19 protein-coding genes are annotated in these 18,449 nt (G+C 71.9%); 11 read left to right on the top strand and 8 right to left on the bottom strand.

Features of this window, described 5'->3' with window-relative positions; translation table 11 throughout:
* Positions 1-37 precede the first annotated feature (37 nt).
* Positions 38-865 carry an alpha/beta fold hydrolase gene (locus ACF059_RS29945; protein ID WP_392063143.1) on the top strand — a complete coding sequence of 276 codons (828 nt, stop codon included), beginning with the start codon at positions 38-40 and terminating at the stop codon, positions 863-865.
* 83 nt (positions 866-948) lie between these two features.
* Here the strand turns inward: ACF059_RS29945 and ACF059_RS29940 are convergent, their stop codons facing one another.
* Together ACF059_RS29940 and ACF059_RS29935 are read right to left on the bottom strand one after the other, a co-directional pair.
* A complete protein-coding gene (locus ACF059_RS29940) occupies positions 949-2,133 on the bottom strand; it encodes a cytochrome P450 (protein ID WP_392063140.1) in 1,185 nt (394 codons plus the stop codon).
* Complete coding sequence (locus tag ACF059_RS29935; protein ID WP_366866625.1) at positions 2,123-2,863, bottom strand: tRNA-dependent cyclodipeptide synthase; 741 nt, start codon at positions 2,861-2,863, stop codon at positions 2,123-2,125. Before ACF059_RS29935 ends, ACF059_RS29940 begins: the two co-directional genes overlap by 11 nt.
* 227 nt (positions 2,864-3,090) lie before the next feature.
* Between ACF059_RS29935 and ACF059_RS29930 the strand changes: the two genes are divergently transcribed.
* The gene (locus ACF059_RS29930) at positions 3,091-4,059 is read left to right on the top strand and encodes a TAXI family TRAP transporter solute-binding subunit (RefSeq protein ID WP_392063138.1); all 969 of its coding nucleotides are present in this window, start codon (positions 3,091-3,093) and stop codon (positions 4,057-4,059) included.
* A gap of 28 nt (positions 4,060-4,087) precedes the next feature.
* On the opposite strand, the gene ACF059_RS29925 is transcribed toward ACF059_RS29930, so the two are convergent.
* From ACF059_RS29925 to ACF059_RS29915, 3 genes are read right to left on the bottom strand one after another with little or no spacing between them, the layout of a single operon-like run.
* Positions 4,088-5,455, bottom strand: coding sequence for a sensor histidine kinase (locus ACF059_RS29925; protein ID WP_392063135.1), 1,368 nt, complete (start codon positions 5,453-5,455; stop codon positions 4,088-4,090).
* Positions 5,452-6,207 carry a response regulator transcription factor gene (locus tag ACF059_RS29920; RefSeq protein ID WP_392063132.1) on the bottom strand — a complete coding sequence of 252 codons (756 nt, stop codon included), beginning with the start codon at positions 6,205-6,207 and terminating at the stop codon, positions 5,452-5,454. The genes ACF059_RS29925 and ACF059_RS29920 overlap by 4 nt, the downstream gene beginning before the upstream one ends.
* A 40-nt stretch (positions 6,208-6,247) precedes the next feature.
* Positions 6,248-7,639, bottom strand: a complete 1,392-nt coding sequence (locus ACF059_RS29915; RefSeq protein ID WP_392063129.1) for an MFS transporter — start codon at positions 7,637-7,639, stop codon at positions 6,248-6,250.
* 132 nt (positions 7,640-7,771) lie between these two features.
* Here ACF059_RS29915 and ACF059_RS29910 point away from each other — a divergent pair, with 132 nt between their 5' ends.
* Positions 7,772-8,359: a serine/threonine-protein kinase gene (locus ACF059_RS29910; protein WP_392063368.1), complete on the top strand. Its 588-nt coding sequence runs from the start codon at positions 7,772-7,774 to the stop codon at positions 8,357-8,359.
* Between the two features lie 201 nt (positions 8,360-8,560).
* Positions 8,561-10,387 (top strand): VanW family protein, encoded by a 1,827-nt coding sequence (locus ACF059_RS29905; protein WP_392063126.1) that lies wholly within the window; start codon positions 8,561-8,563, stop codon positions 10,385-10,387.
* A gap of 125 nt (positions 10,388-10,512) precedes the next feature.
* On the opposite strand, the gene ACF059_RS29900 is transcribed toward ACF059_RS29905, so the two are convergent.
* The 3 genes from ACF059_RS29900 to ACF059_RS29890 all read right to left on the bottom strand — a co-directional run bounded on the left by ACF059_RS29900 (position 10,513) and on the right by ACF059_RS29890 (position 12,781).
* On the bottom strand, positions 10,513-11,571 hold the full coding sequence (locus tag ACF059_RS29900) for a phytase (RefSeq protein ID WP_392063123.1): 1,059 nt from the start codon (positions 11,569-11,571) through the stop codon (positions 10,513-10,515).
* A 137-nt stretch (positions 11,572-11,708) separates the two neighbouring features.
* The gene (locus ACF059_RS29895; protein ID WP_392063120.1) at positions 11,709-12,098 is read right to left on the bottom strand and encodes a VOC family protein; all 390 of its coding nucleotides are present in this window, start codon (positions 12,096-12,098) and stop codon (positions 11,709-11,711) included.
* Positions 12,099-12,280: 182 nt separating this feature from the next.
* Positions 12,281-12,781 carry a GNAT family N-acetyltransferase gene (locus ACF059_RS29890; RefSeq protein ID WP_392063117.1) on the bottom strand — a complete coding sequence of 167 codons (501 nt, stop codon included), beginning with the start codon at positions 12,779-12,781 and terminating at the stop codon, positions 12,281-12,283.
* A 135-nt stretch (positions 12,782-12,916) separates the two neighbouring features.
* Between ACF059_RS29890 and ACF059_RS29885 the strand changes: the two genes are divergently transcribed.
* From ACF059_RS29885 to ACF059_RS29855, 7 genes are all read left to right on the top strand, one after another.
* Positions 12,917-13,192, top strand: coding sequence for a hypothetical protein (locus ACF059_RS29885; protein ID WP_392063114.1), 276 nt, complete (start codon positions 12,917-12,919; stop codon positions 13,190-13,192).
* Positions 13,192-14,127, top strand: a complete 936-nt coding sequence (locus ACF059_RS29880) for a RimK family alpha-L-glutamate ligase (protein ID WP_392063111.1) — start codon at positions 13,192-13,194, stop codon at positions 14,125-14,127. Before ACF059_RS29885 ends, ACF059_RS29880 begins: the two co-directional genes overlap by 1 nt.
* Before the next feature lie 252 nt (positions 14,128-14,379).
* Complete coding sequence (locus ACF059_RS29875) at positions 14,380-15,372, top strand: 3-oxoacyl-ACP synthase III family protein (RefSeq protein ID WP_392063108.1); 993 nt, start codon at positions 14,380-14,382, stop codon at positions 15,370-15,372.
* Positions 15,373-15,468: 96 nt separating this feature from the next.
* Positions 15,469-15,987 (top strand): MarR family winged helix-turn-helix transcriptional regulator, encoded by a 519-nt coding sequence (locus tag ACF059_RS29870; protein WP_392063105.1) that lies wholly within the window; start codon positions 15,469-15,471, stop codon positions 15,985-15,987.
* Between the two features lie 169 nt (positions 15,988-16,156).
* Positions 16,157-16,576: a hypothetical protein gene (locus ACF059_RS29865; RefSeq protein WP_392063102.1), complete on the top strand. Its 420-nt coding sequence runs from the start codon at positions 16,157-16,159 to the stop codon at positions 16,574-16,576.
* Positions 16,573-17,439: an SDR family oxidoreductase gene (locus tag ACF059_RS29860; protein WP_392063099.1), complete on the top strand. Its 867-nt coding sequence runs from the start codon at positions 16,573-16,575 to the stop codon at positions 17,437-17,439. Before ACF059_RS29865 ends, ACF059_RS29860 begins: the two co-directional genes overlap by 4 nt.
* Before the next feature lie 297 nt (positions 17,440-17,736).
* Positions 17,737-18,333 carry a hypothetical protein gene (locus ACF059_RS29855; protein ID WP_392063096.1) on the top strand — a complete coding sequence of 199 codons (597 nt, stop codon included), beginning with the start codon at positions 17,737-17,739 and terminating at the stop codon, positions 18,331-18,333.
* Positions 18,334-18,449: the final 116 nt, after the last annotated feature.

Below are 18,449 nucleotides of genomic sequence, written 5' to 3'. Positions count from 1 at the left end.
TTGTACAACCTGGTTATGGCTGGCAGGATCCGTGCCCATGCCCACCTTCACCGCACCCGACGGAACCCGTCTCGCCTACCGCGTCGAGGGGGACGGCGAGCCGGTCCTCTGCATCCCGGGAGGTCCCGCGGACTCCGCCTACCTCGGCGATCTCGGCGGACTGTCCGCGCACCGCCGCCTGATCACCCTGGACCTGCGCGGGACCGGCCGCTCCGCGGTGCCCGAGGACACCTCCTCCTACCGCTGCGACCGCCTCGTCGACGACCTCGAGGCGCTGCGCGCGCATCTCGGACTGGCCCGGCCCGACGTGCTCGGCCACAGCGCCGGCGCGAACCTCGCGACGCAGTACGCCGCCCGCCACCCGCACACCGTCCGCAAGCTCGCCCTGATCACCCCGGGGATGCGGGCGGTAGGCCTGGACGTCTCCGGGGAGACCCGGCGCGAGCTCGCCCGGCTGCGCAGTGGCGAGCCCTGGTACCCGGCGGCGTTCGCCGCGCTGGAGGCCATCACCAAGGGTGCGGGGAGCGACTGGGACGCCATCGACCCCTTCTTCTACGGCCGTTGGGACGCCGCGGCGCGCCGGCACCAGGCGGCCGGCCGGCCGTGCAACAGGGAGGCCGTCGCCCTCTTCGGGGCCGAGGGCGCCTTCGATCCGCCCGCCACGCGCGCGGCGCTCGCCGCCTGCGGGGCGCCCGTACTGCTGCTCGCCGGGGAGTTCGACCTGAACAGCCCGCCCGAGACGGTGGCCGAGTTCGCCGCGCTCTTCCCCGCTTCCACGCTCGTCGTACAGCCGGAGGCGGGCCACTACCCGTGGGTCGACGACGCCGACCGGTTCGCGGCGACCGTGGCGGCCTTCCTGGAGTGACGGACCTCGGCTGAGCGGGAGGAGGGGCGACGGCCCCGGCCGGGTCATCCGGTCGGGGCCGTCGCCGGTCCGCGCCGGAGCGACTACCAGAGCACGGGCAGGCGCTCGGGCAGGCGCTTCATGAAGCGGGTGCGCCAGACCAGCTGGTCGACCGGTACGGCGAGCCGCAGCTGGGGCATCTTCTCCAGCAGCACCTCGATGGCGATCTCCGCGTGCCGCTTGCCGAGGGCGGTGGCCGGGCAGTAGTGCTGTCCGCCGCCGAAGGACAGGTGCGTCCCGGCGTTCTCCCGGTCGATGTCGACGACGTGCGGGTCCGGGTACACGGCCGCGTCGGTGTTGGCGCCCTCGACCAGGACGAGGAGGAGCTCGCCCTTCTTCACCTCGACGTCGCCCAGGGTGAGGTCCTCCAGGGCGAGACGGGGCAGCCCGTCGGCGATGGACAGGTTGACCCGCAGGAGCTCGTCCACGGCGGCGGGGATCTTCTCCGGCGCCTCGCGCAGCTGCTCCCACACGTCGGGGTTCTGCAGGAGCGAAAAGATCGCCATGGTGAGGAAGCCCATGGTGGAGATGACGCCGGCGCCGAACAGGGTGACCCCGACCGTGGCGAGCATCTCGTCCGTCAGGTGCGCGTAGTCGGGGTCCTCGCGCAGGGCGGCGAGTTCGGCGATGAGCCCGGTCGTGGCCGGGTCGTCGAGGCGCTCGATCATGTACGCGATGTCCCGGTCCCAGTTGAGCTTCGCGCCGGTGACGGGGCAGGCGGAGTTCATGAACGCGATGTCGAGGCTCGCGGCCAGGCGCGGGGCGTCGGCCTGCGGTATGCCGAGGATCCGGCAGTGGAGGTTCTCGGCGTAGGGGTTGGTGAACTGACCTCGCAGGTCGACGGGCGCGCCCTGGCTCAGCAGGCCTTCGACGAGGGCGGCGGCGTGTTCGCGCATCCAGCCGGTGAGGCCGTCGGTCTTGGGGTTGATGGCCTTCAGGACGGCCTTGCGCAGTCCGGCGCCGGTGATGTTGCCCATGTTGTTGACGACCTCGGGCGGGATCGTCAGTGCGTACTGGCGGGGTACCCCGGGTGCGGAGGTGTCCTTCAGGCTGAACCTGGGGTCTTCCAGCACCTGCTTGCACAGGTCATAGGACGAGACGAGCCAGGCTTCGTCGCCCGCGATCGTGCGGACCCGCTTGACCGGCTCGGCGCGGAGCGCTTCGAGCTCGGGCGGAAGCCGGTCGCCGCGTGCGGAGAAGGGGAAGTCGAGCAGGGTGTCAGTGGGCATCAAAGTCTCCTTCGGCGGGGGTGATGATCGCGTGGCCCTGGTTGCGCGAGGCGCGCAGACCCGATCCGCGCGAGTAGAGCAGTTCCGCCATCGGCAGGAGCTGGTGGTAGCAGTTGAGGGACGAGGGCACGCCGAGGATGGCCGGCGTGTCGAGGAAGAGCGGAGCTTCGGCGCAGACGTACTGGAGGCAGACGTCGCGCTGTCGTGTGGTGGCGGTCTTCCCGTCCAGGACCTTGGAGGAGAGGAACGCGTCGACCAGGGAGTTGCAGGTGGTGCGGAACTCCGGATCGGTGTCGATCAGGTTGAGCAGGTGGCTGTGCAGCGCCCGGTAGGCGGGGATGTCGGTGAGGGACGACATCGGGCGGGCGCGGAGGCGGGCGCCGGTGGGGTCGGCCTCGGCTGCGGCGTTGTTGACCTTGGCACGGACGCCGCGCAGGTTCTTCACCGCTTTGCGTCGCGCCTCGTCCTCGCCGTATCCGAGGGCCTCGTACATCTCCGCCACGTGCAGGTCGGTGTAGATCAGGTCGACCTGCGCGAAGTTGCGCATGCCCCATTGGGCGAGGTCGATGACGCGCTGGGCGGAGAAGTAGCTGTTCCCCGGTGAGATGCCGATGACCGCGTGGTCACCCTCGGTGTGAATCACTTCGCAATGCGGGGTGTACGGCCGGACTGTGAAGACTTCGGTTGCTGTCGTCAACAGGTGTCGGGTCCTTTGTGCCGCAAGTCCCATGGGGCCCTGTGCCCCGGGTGTGGCGGCGACGTGACGGAAAGCTACATGACCGGTGCGCGACGTTCCATTAGTTCTCGGCAGTAACTCACGCCTCGGACAGATCAGTTGTCTGGGGCACCTTTCGGACCGTCAGGGAAATTGTCACCGCCATGACGAAGGCGTGGCGCCCAGGTGAACGGAAGGTGTCTTCCGGTCGCGGCCTTCACGGGCCCCGCTAGGCTTGCGTCGTGACCAGCGCAGGGATGAGCCGCCGGGATGTGATGGGCGCCGGGCTCGGCGCCTGCGCGGCCGCCCTGGCCGGATGCGCCGGCGGCCCCGGTCCGGTGCGGCGGCTGCGGCTCGCCACGGGGCCGCAGGGCGGCCCGTACTACGCGTTCGGGAAAGCACTGGCGCAGGCGGCCTCCGCGAGCGGCAGCGGGCTGGAGATCGTGCCGGTGAGCACCGCGGCCAGCGTGAACAACCTGCGCAAGCTGGACGAGGGGTCGGTGGAGCTGGCGCTGGCCATGGCGGACGCCGCCGAGGACGCGGTGTTGGGGCGCGAGTCGTTCTCCCGTCCGGCCGCCGTCACGGCGCTGGCCCGGGTCTACGTGAACTACACGCACCTCGTCGTCCCGGCGGGCGGGCCCGTGCGGTCGGTGCGGGACCTCGCCGGGCGTCCGGTCGCGGCGGGTGCGGCCGGGTCGGGCGTGCAGGTGGTGGCGCAGCGCGTCCTGGAGGCGGCCGGGCTCCGGGGCGGAGCCGCGCCGGCGCACGAGCGGTGGCTGGGTCTGACCCCCTCGGTCAGGGCGCTGCGCGAGGGCACGGTCGACGCGCTGTTCTGGTCCGGGGGCGTGCCCACGCTGGCACTGTCGGAGCTGGCACGCGAACTACCCCTGCGTTTCCTGCCGTTGGACGGCTATGTGGGACCGCTGCGCGAGCGCTACGCCCCGGTGTACACGGCGGTCACGCTTCCGGCCGGGGTGTACGGGCTGGCGGAGCCGGTGGGAACCCTCGGGGTCGGCAACTACCTCCTGGCACGGGAGGACGTACCGGAGAGCTCCGTACGGGAACTGCTCGGGGTGGTGTTCGCACGGTGGCGGGACCTGCTGCGGGAAGTGACCGCCGGGGCGCGGCTGGAGCCCCGGTTCGCCATCTCGACCGGCACGGTACCGCTCCACCCGGGCGCGATCGCCCACTACCGGGCGGTGTACGGCTGAACGGAAGGCTCCCGTAGTACCCGGCCCGTCACGACGACGGGGCAGGCAGCCGGAGCTCGAAGACCAGCCCGTGCGGGGTGTTGCCGCTGACGCCGAGCCGACCTCCGCTGACGCGGGCGATCTCGTCGGCGATGGCCAGTCCCAGGCCGCTGCCGCGGACGTTCTGGTGCTCCGGCGACCGTGCGAAACGCCGGAGCAGCAGCGCCCGCTGCTCCGGCGGCACGCCCGGGCCGTCGTCGGCGACCCGCACGGACGCGCTGCCGTCCGCCGCGCGAACGGCACGCACCTCGACATGGCCCGAGGCCGGTACGAACTTCACGGCGTTGTCGAGGAGCGCGTCCAGGATCCGGCCCGCCGCGTCGGGCAGGCCGTACGCGCGCACGTCCTCCGCGACGTCGGCCGTCAGCTCCAGTCCCGCACCGCGGAAGACCGGCGCCCAGGCCCGCACCCGCTCCCGTACCGTCCGGGACACGTCCAGTTCGCTCAGCCCGTCCGTACCGGACTCGACCCGCGCGAGGGCCAACAGGCCGTCGAGCAGCTCCTCCAGGCGCTCCGCCTCGTCCAGCGCACGGGTGTGCTCGGTGCGGCCCGGCCCGGGGGCGAGGTGCGGTTCGACGTTCTCCAGCTGGAGGACCAGGGTGGCCAGGGGATTGCGGAGCTGGTGCGAGGCGTCGGCGACGAAGTTGCGCTGGCGGACGAGGGAGTCGGCCACGGCCTCCGCCATCGTGTTGAAGTGCTGCCGCAGACGGCGCAGTTCGGGCGGCCCGGTGTCGGAGACGGCCCGTGCCTGGAGGCTGCCCGCGGTGAGCCCTTCCACCGCCCGGTCCAGGTCCAGGACCGGGCGCATCAGCCAGCGCGTGATGCCCGCCGCGACCAGGGCGGCCGCCGCGAAGGCGGCGAGGGCGGCGGTGGCGATGAGCGACCAGCGGACCGTCACGTCCCGGCGGGCGGCGCCGGTGGGTACGGTCAACAGGACCGCACCGCTGACCCGTTCGTCCCGGCCCACCGGCTCCGCGAGCACGACGGTCCTCGGGCCCCAGGGGTGCAGGGCGGGCAGCCGGTCGGTCGAACGGCCGGTGAGGGCCCGGCCGAGGGCGTCCCCGGAGGGCTCCGCGCAGGCTCCGGCCCGCGCGAGCGTCGCCCCGGCGGTGTCCACCACGAGCACCCCGGCTCCGTACAGCTGGGCGTACCGTCCGATCTCGGCGGACAGCTCCGCCCGGTCGGCCTCGGTGCGCATCCGGTCGGCCAGATCGGCGAACCGCACGGCCTCCGACCGGCGTTGGAGGAGCAGGTGCTCCGTGCGCCCCCGCGCGTAGGCATCGGCCAGCGGGAGGCACAGGAGCAGCGCCGCCACCCCCATGAGCACCATCAGCACGGCGAGCAGCCTGCGTCTCATCGCTCGCCGTCCCACCGCTCGCCGGGGGCCGGCGAGCCGAGCTGGTAGCCGAAGCCGCGGACGGTGCGCACCAGGCCTGAGCGGCCGGTTTTGGCGCGGATGCCCGCCACATGGACGTCCAGGGAGCGGGAGGTGCCGAGGAAGGCGTCACCCCAGATCCGGTCCAGGATCTCCTCACGGGAATGCACCTGGTCCGGGCGGGCGGCGAGGAACGCCAGGACGTCGAACTCCCGCCGGGTCAGCCTGACCTGGGCCCCCGCGACCGTCACCGTGCGCCCCGCCAGGTCGACCTCGACGTCCCCGGTACGCACGCGGGCGCCGCCACCCGTGGCCGGGTCCGTGGCCGTGCCCGGGGAACCGGCGCCCGTACCCGGCCACGCGTGCGTACGGCCCGCGTTCGCGCCGGTCCGGCGGCGTACCGTGTCGATGCGGGCCATCAACTCGGCCATCCGGAACGGCTTGACGACGTAGTCGTCGGCCCCCGCCCGCAGCCCCTGCACGATGTCGCGCTCCTCGAAGCGCGCCGTCACCACGATCAGGGGCGCGTCGCAGACCGTACGCAGCCGCCGCAGCAGCTCCAGCCCGTCCAGGTCCGGCAGACCCAGGTCGAGCAGCACGAACTCGGCCTCGTGCACGTGCCGCAGGGCGTCCAGGGCGCGGCCGACCCGGCGCACGGTGTGCCCGCGTTGGGCGAGGGCGGTGCCGAGGGCCTGGGCCATGCGGTCGTCGTCCTCGACGAGAAGCGCGTGCATGGGCAGTTTCCTCGCGACTCGCGACCCGTGACCTGGCCTGTCAGTTTACGCGAGCCACGGCCGGCCGGTCCTGGTCACTGTCCTGCCCGGCGTCCGCCTCGGCGCGGCTGAGCGCGGCGTTGCGGGTGTCCGGCATCAGGACGTACGTCACGAGGGAGACCAGCGCGCACCCGGAGACGTACCAGAAGAACATCTTCTCGTGGCCGCTGCTCTTGAACCACAGCGCCACGTACTCCGCCGTACCGCCGAAGAGCGCGTTGGCGATCGCGTACGGCAGCGCCACGCCCAGGGCGCGCACCCGGGTCGGGAACAGCTCGGCCTTGACCGCCGCGTTGATCGAGGTGTAGCCGGTAATGATCACCAGCGCCAGCAGGGAGAGCCCCAGCGCGGACCAGTACGAGGACGCCGAGCCCAGGGCGGTCATGATCGGGTAGGTGCCGACGGTGCAGCCCACCGCGAAGGTGATCAGCAGGGGACGGCGGCCGATCCGGTCGGACAGCATCCCGGCGAACGGCTGGAGCACGGCGAAGAGGGTCAGCGCGGTGAAGCTGACCAACGTGGCGGTCGTCTTCTCCATGCCCGCGCTGCCGACGAGGTACTTGGTGAGGTAGGTGGTGTACGTGTAGTACGCCACGGTGCCGCCGAGCGTGAGCGCCATGACCAGCCCCGCCTGGCGCCGGTACTGCCACAGCGCCTTCAGCGTGCCGCGCGCGCCGTCGTCGTGCGCGTCCTCGCCCGCCGACTCCTCCTTGAACGCGTCGGTCTCCTGGAGCCGGCGCCGCAGCCAGAAGACGACCACCGCGAACAGCGCACCGAGGACGAACGGGATCCGCCAGCCCCAGCTCTCCAGTTGGGCCGTGGTGAGCGTGTGCTGCAGGGTGATCAGGATGCCGAGGCCGAGCAGTTGGCCGCAGGTCATCGACACGTACTGGAAGGAGGAGCCGAGGCCGCGCCGATTGCGGGCCGACGCCTCGGTGAGGTAGGTGGCACTGGCCGCGTACTCGCCGCCGATGCTCATCCCCTGGAGCAGGCGGGCCAGCAGCAGCACCAGCGCGCCGAAGTAGCCGGCCTGTCCGTAGGTCGGGGCCACCGCGATCAGCAGGGCGGCCACCGACATCATGCTGACGGTGAGCGTGAGCGCGCTCTTGCGTCCGTGCCGGTCGGCGGCGCGGCCGAGGATCCACCCGCCGACGGGGCGCATCAGGAAGCCGACGGCGAAGATGCCGGCCGTGTTCATCAGCTGCGTGGTCGGGTTGTCGCCGGGGAAGAAGGAGTCGGCGAAGTAGATGGCGAAGCTGGCGTAGACGAACCAGTCGTACCACTCGACGAGATTGCCCAGCGACCCGCCGACGAGGGCGAGACGGCGCTTCTTGCGCTCGTCCGCGGGCGGCGGTGATCCGGGCGATCCGGGCATGACGGCGGACGAGGACATGGCGGCTCCAGACGAAAGTCCCTGCTGAGTGCCCAGAGCATGCGTCCGTCGCGACACCCGGACAAGGTCCGCCACGCAGATCTAACGTTCCGTTAAGAAGAGCTTGGGGGATGGCCCGGCCGGCAGAACCGGATCGCGCGGCTCGACCGGGAGGCGCGCGCCGCCGCGCGGCTGAAGCATCCGGGGATCATCACCGTGCACGACCGGATAGCCGGCCCCGACGGGCGGCCCTGGATCGTCATGGAGCTGGTGAACGGTGGGTCGCTGGCCGACCTCATCGCAGCACGCGGACCGCTCGTACCGGAGCACGCCGCCGACATCGGCCGGCAAGTGGCGGCAGCGCTCGACGCCGCGCGCCGCATGGGGATCACCCATCGGGACATCAAGCCCGCCAACATCCTCATCGAGGAGAACCGGGTCGTCCTCACGGACTTCGGGATCGCCGCCGTGGAAGGAGACGCCACCCTCACGGCCACGGGCGCGATCAGGGGGACGCCGGCCTTCATGGCCCCCGAACAGGTTCCGACGAGGCGGCCGCGCCGCCAGTCTTCCCCGCCGGTCAGGACGCCGCCAACGACCAGCGGACCGGCCGTCTACACCGACCGCCGCAGCGGCCGCTCGCTCGCCCTCACCAGCCGGCGCCACGCCAGCGCCCTCGCACTGGCCGAGCTGCTGGCGACCGCGGGAGGGAAGATCGGCTATCGCGCCGCGCGCCTGTGACCCGGGCCGATCCGTCCCGCCGTCACATTCCGTAATCGGCCGGACCGGGGCGGGTACATCGGTTCCCACCGTGAGAACCGTCTCAGTTGTTCCCGAATCGGCCCATTACGGGCAATCATTATTTCCCGTAATCGTCGTATTCAGGCTGCTGTGGCGGCCCGCGCCACCTGCTGGACCGGGGTCGGCGCCACGGTGAGAGGCATGGGACGCGTGGGCAGCTTGACGGGCAAGGCAGGCAGGGCAGGCACGGCGGACAAGGCAGGCACGGCCGACGAGGCAGGCAGGTCGCGCAAGACGGCCGGCTGGCGGCTCGCTATGCCCTTGGCGGGCGGAGCCCTCGTGCTGGGGCTGGGCGGTCTCTACGTCACCGGCCTCGTGACCGGTGGCGACATCGACCGGGGCACGCGCGTGCGCGGCGTGGACATCGGCGGGATGAGCCGCGCCGAGGCCCGGCAGGCGCTGGCCCGGGAGCTCGGACCCGCCGCCGCGACGCCGGTCGCCCTGAAGATCGGCGACCGCGTCGAGAAGGCCGATCCCGCCGCGCTCGGGCTGTCCCTGGACATCGCCGGGACCGTCGACCGCGCCGTGCACACGGGCTCCGGTCCGGTCGCCGTCATCGGAAGGCTCTTCACCTCGGGCCAGCGGGACGTCGAGCCCGTGGTCAGCATGGACGAGCGGACCGGCCGGGCCGCGGTCGACCGGATCGCGGAGGCCACCCGGCAGCACGCCCGCGACGGACTGATCGAGTTCGACAAGGGCACGGCGAAGGCCGTCGCCCCCCGCCCGGGCGTCGCCCTGGCCGAGGACCGGGCGATCGGCGCCCTCCGGGACGCCTACCTGCGGTCGCAGCCCGACGCCCCGGCCGAGACGCCGGCCGAGACCCCGGTCGAGATGCCGGTCGAGCGCACCCAGCCGCGGATAGACGCCGACGAGACCGGACGGGCCATGCGCCAGTTCGCGGAGCCGGCGATGTCGGGGCCCGTCGCGCTCACCGTGGCAGGGGAACGCATATCCATCAGCCCCGCCGTCATCGGCGAGCACCTCACGATGACGCCCGACGACGAGGGCCGTCTCGCCCCCGCCCTGGACTCCAAGGGCCTGCTCGCCGACCCGGCCGTGGCCCGCCCGATCGCGGCGGCCACCCACCCCCGCGGCGCCCAGCCCGGCACGGGACGCCAGGTCACCGAGAACGCGCTCGGCCGGGCCGTGATGCCCCTGCTGACCCGCACCGGCGCGGCCCGGAGCGGCGAGGTGGCCACCGTCCCGGCCCGGCTGGACCTCACGAGCGACGAGGCGCGGCGCCTGGGCATCAAGGAGAAGGTCTCCTCCTTCACGGTCGCCTTCCCGGCCGCCCCGTACCGCACCACCAACATCGGCCGCGCCGTCGAGCTCATCAACGGCTCCGTCGTCCAGCCGGGGGAGGAGTGGAGCTTCAACCGCACGGTCGGTGAACGCACCGTGGAGAACGGCTTCGTCGACGGCCTCATGATCAACAACGGCCAGTACGTGAAGTCGCCCGGCGGCGGCGTCTCGGCGGTGGCCACCACCATGTACAACGCCGTGTTCTTCGCGGGCCTGAAGCCCGTCGAGCACGGCGCGCACTCCTTCTACATCGAGCGCTACCCCGAAGGCCGCGAGGCGACGGTCGCCTGGGGCACCCTCGACCTGCGCTGGATCAACGACTCCGGCCACCCGCTCTACATCCAGGCCGAATCCAACGACACGTCGCTGACCATCACGCTCCTCGGCACGAAGAAGTACGACGAGATACGCGCGACCAAGGGGCCGCGCACGAACATCACGCCGCCCGCCAAGCGCACCGGCAGCGGACCGCTCTGCGAGGTCCAGACCCCGCTCGAAGGCTTCGACGTGACCGTCGGCCGCGTCTTCGTGCAGGGTGGCCAGGAGGTGAAGAGCGAGGAGTTCAAGACCCACTACACGCCGCGCGACGAGGTCACCTGCACGCCGGAGCCCGCGCCGACCCCGTCCACCACGGCGACGGCCCAGGCCCCCGCCCCGGCGGCCTAGGCTCCTGCCCCGGCGGCCTAGGCTCCTGCCCCGGCCGTCCAAGCCCTTGCCCCCACCCGCGCCCCACGTCCCTGCCACGGCCATGGCCGACGGCGGCCCGCTGACAGGGAGCCGGGGGAGGGGGGTCAGCCGAACTGGGCGGTGATGCGCTGGAGCGGAACGAGCTTGAAGTTCTGGTTGCCGCTGGAGCCGGGGGTTCCGTTCGAGCCGTCCTGGCAGATGAACACACCCTGCGGGAAGGCCGGGCCGAGGTCGGCGGCGGTGGCGTCGATGCCGTCGGTGTCCTCGCAGTCGTCGGCCGAGGTGCCGTTCGCGACGGAGAACCGGCCGAGGTATGCGCGGGTGGTGCGGTCGTAGACCGTGAAGTCGTTGCTGCCTTGCGAGGAGACGTAGATCCGGTTGCCGGCCGCCGTGATGCCCTCCGTGTCGGCGTTGATGTGTCCGCCGGAGCCGGTGGAGTCGAGCGGGGTGCGGCTGGTGCCGGCCGTGGGCTCGGCGCCGTAGATCCACACGCCGACGTCCTCCTCGCCGAGGTAGAGCTTGCCCGTACGGTCGTCCGCGTAGCAGCCTTCGACGGCGGAGCCCGCGTCCCACAGCCGGACGGAGGTCGCGCTCACCGAGTTGCCGCTGACCGCGAGTTCCCACTGCTCGACGCGGCCGGAGGTGGAGTTGGGGAAGGCGTACAGCTTGCCCGAGACCGGCGAGGTGTAGAGACAGACGCCGTGCGCGGTGACCTCGGTGGGAACGTCCTTCAGCCAGGTGAGCTTCCGGGTCGCGGGGTCGATGCGGTAGACGTGCAGGGCGCCGTTGCCGTCGGCGGCCTCGTCGTCCGCCGAGACGACGATGTCGCCGCGCAGGTCGACGTTGTTGCCGAAGTCGCCGCTGATCCGTTGGATCCGGGTCCCGGCCAGGTCGTAGACCTCCAGCGCGCCCTTCTTGTCGGTGCCGATGACCACGGACCGGGCGGGGTCGGTCGGGTGCACCCAGATCGCCGGGTCGTCGGCCGCGTCCCCGCTGTGCGAGACCGGCGCGGTCTCCACGGTCGCGGTGACGGCGACGGCGGCAGAGGCCGAGCTGGAGGTCGCGTGCGCGGGTGCGGCCGGGAGGGTCAGGGCCGCCAGGAGAGCGGCGGCCGTGACGGCGGACGGCAGGGCGGCTGTACGGGCGGATTCGGTGAAGGACACCGGGTGCTTCCCCTCGGTCGGTGACGGACAGAGGGAGGCTAGGCGGTCAACCCGGCAGGCCCGGCGGGCGTGATGTGAACGGCAGTTGAACTGCTGAGACCCGGCCGGTCCGGCCGTCGGGTCGGCAGACGGTTCGCCTACGTCCCGGCCCCGGCCTCCTGGAGCACGGACAGAATATTGCCGGCGGGGTCCTTGAACCAGGCGATCGACGTGCCCTCTTCCTGGCTGCGGGCGATGCCCTTCGCGTCCTGGCCGAAATCCTCGTAGCGCTCGAAGCTCACACCGCGCGCGACCAGGTCGTCGACGGCCTGCTCGATGTCGGGCACCGGGAAGTTCAGCACGGTGAACGTCGCGGGGACGTGGTTGTCCTTGGGGTACAGCAGGACGTCATGGCCGCCGCCGAGGTGCAGGAACAGCATCCCGTGTTCCTCGGAGACCCGGAGGCCGAGGGTCGAGCCGTAGAAATCCTTCACGTTGTCGATCGAGTCGACCGAGAAACCACTGAAAGCCTTGCTGTCGCCCAGCATGATCGCTCCCTTCCGCCCCGACCGTCCGCCCCGACCTTCGCCCTGACCTTCCTCCCTGTCCTTCCACCCACCCGCCCGGATCCGACCGCGGGCCGCCCCACACGCTCCATCGTCCCCCCGATCCCGGGCACCCGCACGGCCGCCGCGCAGCCCCGCAGCGGAGGGGCCGCGGCCGGTGTCCCTCACACGGCGCGTTCCATGCACACCAGCTGATCGCGCGCGTCCCATGACGCGGTGACGGTGAAACCGAGCCGCTCGTAGAGCGCGATGGCCCCCACCCGCCACTTCCACACCGACAGCCGTACCGTACGGACGCCATCGGCCGCGGACCGCGCGAGCGCGGCGTCGACGAGACGGGAGGCGACCCCGCGGCCCCGGAAGGCCGGGTCGGTCCAGATCCGCTTGACCTCGGACCGCCCGTCGACGGGGGCGGTCAGTACCAGGCACCCCACCAGGACGTCCCCGCTCGCGGCCACCATCACGACGTCGTCGGCGAAAGCGGACCGCGGATCCGAGATCTCCGCCCGGTAGCGGTCGGGCAAGCCGTCCACGTCGGCCACGGCCGCGCCCTTCTCCGCCTCCGTCCGCAGGTGGTAGGCCGCCAAGAGCTCGGCCAACCCGGCTTGGGCGGCAGGGCTTTGGCGTGGCCAGAGGTCGATGACAACCTGACACTGATCAGTCATGTCGCCAGTCTCTCCTGTCAAAGAAGTTGAATCCGGGCTTAGTTCAGGATGCGACCCCGGGCTCACGGTGCTGTGATGAAGAGAAAGCGATGACCAACAAGGCAAGGCACCAAGGCACTGGTGGAGATGGTAGCGATGGCTTCCTTCAAGCTCGGAGAACCAGTTGAACAGGAACGGAACGGACTGACGAAGTTCTCTTCCGCGTCTGCCGCGGCGGCGCCGCCCGTCGTCCTGCGCGTCCAGCCCGAGTCCTACATCCGTCTGCAGACCCCGGAAGACCTGCGGGCGTGGGAGGAAGGGGTCCGGGCCACGACGGGCCTGAAGATCGATGCCAGCGAGATGGCGGGCTCGGCATCCGAATCCTGCTCGTGCGGGTGCAGCGACGACTGCTGCGTGGACTGTCCCGAGTAATGATCCTCACGGTATCGATCAAGGACGATCTGCACACGCTCGCCATCGGCGAGGCAGCTGCCCGCCGCGGCTACGAGCCGTTCCACGTCGTCGAATGCGACCGGATCGGCGGGCAGCGCAGCCTCAGCTGGAGCTCGCACGGAGACTCACCCGCCACGGTGCTGACCTCCGACGGGACCACGGTCGCGCTGGAGGACGTCTCGGTGCTGTGGTGGCGGAGGATGAGGGCGAACCAGCAGACCTCCGCCGGTGCGGCGAGCGACCACGAGCGACGGCTGGTCAACAACGACTGCCGTGGAGCACTCGGGGGCATGCTGGCGGCCGCCTTCACCGGCCGGTGGGTGTCCTCCCCGGAGGCCACCGACCGCGCGGCGGACAAGCTGTACCAGCTCGCGGTGGCACGCGAGGAGGGCTTCCGGGTGCCCCGCACCCTGGTGTCGCAGTCGCGCCAGGAGGTGATCGAGTTCGTACGCCGCACCGGGCGGGTCATCGTCAAGCCGGTGCTGGGGGCCAGCGGGCCGCTGATGTTCACCCAGTACCTCGACGACCCGTCGTCGATCCCCGAGGCGTCCTTCCAGGCGTGTCCGGCCGTCTACCAGGAGTACATCCCCGGCCGGCGTCACGTCAGGCTCAACTGCTTCGGCGAGGACATGTGCGCGGCGCTGATCGAAACGGACAACCTCGACTGGCGCCCCGACCTGAACGTCCCCATCTCCCGGTGGAAGGTCGCGGAACCACTGGCCCGGCGGGTCACGGCCGTCCTGCGACGGCTCGGGCTGCGCATGGGGATCATCGACATCAAGCTGACGCCCGACGGCGAACCGGTATGGCTGGAAGTCAACCCGCAAGGACAGTTCCTCTTCCTTGAGCCGCTCCTCGGCGAACCGCTGGCCGACCGCTTCCTGGACTTCCTCATCGCAGAGGCCGCCACCTGACCGTCACCGGCGGCCGGCCCGGGCCCATGCACATACGCCGCCTCCCTGCGGACACCGCACTGGGTGTGCCGCCGCACCTGCACGCCGCCTCGGTCGTTGATCACTGGATGCCGGTGGCGCGCAGGGCGCCCCGGCCGTCCGGGGAGCACGAGGGGAACTGATGGCGTTACTGAAGGCCGTACCGACGGGGTTGCGGGGCGCAGCGCCAGAGCACCGGCCGGCGCGCGGTGGGGTGAAGGGCCGGGTGGCGGCATGAGTGCCTTCAGCCGCGTCACGGAGGTCGCCGTCCACCTGCCCGCCGGACGGCAGACCTCCGCGGCCATCGAGGACCGGCTGCGCGAGCACAGTGCGGGCTCCCGGATCCCACCCCGGCTGCTGCGGCGGCTGTACGGCCTTGAGGAGCGGGTCGTCGCTCAGGACGGGGACCTGCCGACGGACCTGGCCGCCCGCGCCGTCGAACAGGTGCTGCGGCAAGCGCAGGTGGAGGCGGGGGACGTCGACCTGCTGCTGTTCGCCGCCGTCAGCGCCGACCTCCAAGAACCGGCCAACGCCCACGTCGTCGCGGCCAAAACCGGCCTCACCTGCCCGGTGTTCGACGTGTCCAACGCCTGCAACGGCGTCCTGAACGCGCTGGAGGTCGCCGACGCCTTCATTCGCTGCGGCCGGTACCGCAGGGTGCTCATCGCGTGCGGGGAGGTCCTGAGCCGGCTCAGCCGCTGGTCCCTGGGTCCCCACGAGCTGGTCACCGGGCTCGCCTCCCTGACCGGCGGAGACATGGGCGCCGCCCTGCTCGTCGAAGGCAGCGAGACCCCGGGGATCCTCGCCAGCACCTTCACGGCGAACTCCGCGGGCTGGCCCGCCGCGGTCCTGTACAACCCGCACCAGGCCCCCGGCCGACCGGCCGGACTCCACATCGACTCCGAGCAGCTGCGCGCCTCCTTCCTCGGACTGGACACCCACGCCAGGCAGTGGCTGAAGGAACAGCGGACCGATCCCGGGGACCTCCCCCTGGTCTGCGTCCACCAGCCCTCGGTCCCCTTCGTCCGCCTGATCTGCGAAAGCCTGGGCGTCCGGGAGGAGGCCGTCGTGCCCGCCTTCCGCACCACCGGCAACATGGGTGCGGGCTCACTCCCGCTCCAGCTCGCCCTCGCCAGGGAGCAGGGCCGCCTGCAACCGGGTGCGAGGACGGCGCTCTTCGGTCTGGCCAGTGGCGCCAGCAGCGGAGTCATGCTGATCGATTGGTAACCGGGTTCCGGCGCGTGTCGGCGGGCAGGGGCCGGGCAGTCGCGCCGCTGCCTTGATGCCTTGACAGCCGGAGTAGTTAGCCGCCATATTACGTGCATGACGAGGGACGGCATCGACGGCGAGACGCCCACGCTGGACCAGGCCGCACGGCAGGTGGAGCGCTACGGCCTGGAGGTCGATCCGCAGGCGGTGCTGGTCGCGGTGCGGTTGATTTCGGCGGGCGCGCGGGTCGGCCGGGCGGCCGAGGCGCACTTCGCGCGGTTCGGGCTGTCGACGGGGCGCTACCGGCTGCTCGCCGACCTCGAAGACCACGGCGGGGAGAAGTCCCCCTCGCACCTCGCCCTAGACCTGGGCGTCTCCAGGGCCACCGTGACGGGCCTGCTGGACGGGCTGGAGCGCGAGGGCTTGATCGCCCGCCGCCCTTCCGCGGAGGACGGCCGGGGCACCGTGGCCGTCCTGACCGCGCGCGGCGCCCAGCGTCTGCGTGACATGGCGCCGGAGCACTTCGGGCGACTGGAGTCGATGGTGGGCGGGCTCTCCGCTGAGGAACGTGCCGTGTTCCTGGAGCTGCTCGCCCGCGTCGTCCGGGGGAGTGAAGCCCTGTCCGCCGACTGATCCGCTCTCGTTCGGCTTGGCCCCGCCCCTTGGGCAGGGCCCTTTTTTCGGGGTGATAGTTAGGCCCCTAATCAAATGGGAAGAGGTCAGCGTGCCAGTCACCGAGCACAGAACCAGACGCAACCATGCAGTCTCCCGGCCGGCCCGGCCGTTCATCCTGTGGCGGGAGGTGCTGACCGCCTACGCCGCCCCCGCGCTCACGGCCGGCGCCGCGGGAGTCGTCACCGGGCAGCAGGACCTCACCGTGGCAGCCTGCACCTCCATCGCCGGCACCTCCGCCGTGGTGGCCCTCCTGGTCGGAGTCTGGCTCCAGCGCGGCGGCCGGCCCCGGCGGTGGACCACCACCGCGCCGCTCGCCGCCCTGGCCGTCGGGCTCGTCATCGCCACCGCCGGCGCGGCGGCCCTGCTGGGATGGTTCACCGCCGGGTGGCTCCCCGCCCACACCCCGATCCCCGCCACCCCGTGGCTGGAGCGGCTGCGTATCGACCTGCCCGTCTCCGCGGCCCTCGCCACCACCATCGTCACCCTGCGCTGGCGCGGCACCCTCACGCCCCCGTCAGCCGACCACCAAGGAATGAGCACACGATGATCGTCGTCATGGGAGCCTCCGGAGCGACCGGGAACGCCCTGCTCCGCAGCCTCCTCACGCGCGGCACACCCGTACGCGCCCTGACGCGCACCCCGCACAGGCCGATCCCCGGCCTCACCGGAGCGCAGCCACCGGCCGTCGAGGTCCAGTACGCGGACGCCACCGACCCCCACTCCCTGCGCTCGGCCTTCAAGGGCGCCGACCAGCTCTTCCTCGCCATGGCCAACGGTCCGGCCCAGGTCGAGCTCGAAACCCGTGTCATCGACATCGCCGCCCAGGCCGGCATCCGGCACCTCGTCAAGATCTCCGCGCCCGCCGCCGAACCCGACTCCCCGGTCGCGGTCTCCCGCGGACACCACGCCGTCGAGGAGCACCTGCGCGCCAGCGGACTCACCCACACGATCCTGCGCCCCTACGCCTTCATGCAGAACCTCCTGCGCCTGGCCCCCACCGTCGCGCAGGGTGTCATTCTCGGCACCATGGGCGACGCGGCCTGCACCTACATCGACTGCCGCGACATCGGCGACGTCGCCGCGGCCGCCCTCACCGGGCCCGGCCTGGCCGGCGGCACCTACGCCCTGACCGGCCCCGAAGCCGTCTCCTACCCCGAACTCGCCGCACGGCTCACGACTCTGACCGGCCATCAGGTACGGTACGTCGACCTCGCCCCGGACGACCTGCGGGCCCACCTCATCGGCAAGGCCCACATGCCCCCCTGGCTCGCCGACCACGTGACGGAGATCCAGCGCCTGGCCTTCACCCGGCCCGACACCCCCACCAGCACCGTCACCGACGTCCTGGGCCGCCCGCCCCGCACCCTGGACGCCTTCCTCCACGAACACCGCGCCGCCTTTCGCCGGTGAAGCAGGGCGCCCCCAGCCCGTGCGCCGGGCCCCACCGCCGCAGCGGTGGGGCCCGGTCCCATGAGGAGCCGGGCCTTTTATCCGGCGTTGACGGGGCTGTCAAGTCCCGACTTTCCGGAACGTGACCCTGGTGTGCCGGTCCGGCTTACTGGTGATGCGGGCCTCACCGGAAACGAAACGAGGCGGCAGGAGAGAGACAGAACATCCCTCCAAGGGGTTCTTCCTCTCACCGGCATTACCGCACCGTCCCGAATTCCCGGGCACTCAATAATTCATCCCAATCGGCAGGAGAAAGTCATGAACCGCAAGATTCGCACCAACAACGTCGTCCGTCCGCACCGTCGGGGCTTCCGATTCGCGACGCTGGCCGCCTCGGCCGCAGTGATCGCAGGAGGGGTCGTCCTCCCGGCCTCCATGGCCAGTGCGGCTCCGATGCCCGCTCACGTGGCTACCGCTCTCCCGGCCGCCGGCGGCGCCGGAGGCGACGGTGGCGCCGGCGGTGGCGGGCTCATCGGCGGCGGTGGTGGCTCCGGCGGCTCCGGTGGCGGCAGCGTCCTGGGCACTGGTGGTAAGGGCGGTAACGGTGGTGCCGGCGGGAACGGCGTCCTCGTCGGAGGCGGCGGCGGCGGTGGCGGCGGCGGCGGTGAAGGCGTGATCGGCGGCGACGGCGGCAAGGGCGGCAACGGTGGCTCCGGCCTCTTCGGCGGCAACGCCGGCAACGGCGGCGGCGGCGGTGACGGCGTCCTGAAGGGCGGCAACGGCGGTAAGGGCGGCAACGGCGGCTTCGGCGTCTTCCAGGGCGGCAACGGCGGCAAGGGCGGCCTGGGCGGCTTCGGCGGGCTCTTCGGAGGCACCGGCGGCGCGGGTGGTGCCGGAGGCGGCAGCATCTTCTGATCCCCGGACCGACCGACCGACGGGGTGGAGGCCTCCCCGGCCTCCACCCCCCTCACCCCCCAGCCCCACCAAACTCCCGAACCACCCTCCCCGAACCACCCCACCCCCACAGTCCT

Origin of the sequence: Streptomyces sp. NPDC016562, assembly GCF_043076955.1 — a bacterium.
Lineage (GTDB): Bacteria > Actinomycetota > Actinomycetes > Streptomycetales > Streptomycetaceae > Streptomyces.
This window is presented reverse-complemented; position numbering and strand designations above follow the sequence as displayed.